This window comes from Fructilactobacillus sp. X2R6C1 (genome assembly GCF_059901295.1).
Genome location: NZ_JBWXUZ010000035.1, coordinates 1 through 266, shown reverse-complemented (window position 1 = coordinate 266; position 266 = coordinate 1). Strand labels below are relative to the sequence as shown.

1 protein-coding gene is annotated in these 266 nt (G+C 75.9%); it reads left to right on the top strand.

Annotated features, from left to right (window positions below; all coding sequences use genetic code 11):
* Positions 1 to 266: NAD(P)-dependent oxidoreductase (locus tag AC6UDF_RS07245; RefSeq protein ID WP_500724206.1), on the top strand; the 266-nt coding region annotated here is incomplete at both ends.

Sequence of the window (266 nt, the reverse complement as noted above, 5' to 3'; positions counted from 1 at the left end):
GACCTTCCCCAGTGGGTCGCCGACCAGGGCGCCGGACGCTGGGAACCGCACTTCACCCGCTCCCTCGCCGACGCGCGCGTCACCATCGTCGGCTACGGCTCCATCGGCGCGGCGCTGGAACGGCGGCTGCTCGCCTGCGAGGCGGACGTCGCCCGGGTGGCCCGGCGCGCCCGGCCCGAGGAGGGCGTCCACGCGGTGGCCGACCTGCCCGCACTGCTGCCGGAGACGGACATCGTGGTGCTCGTCCTGCCCGAGAACCCGCACAC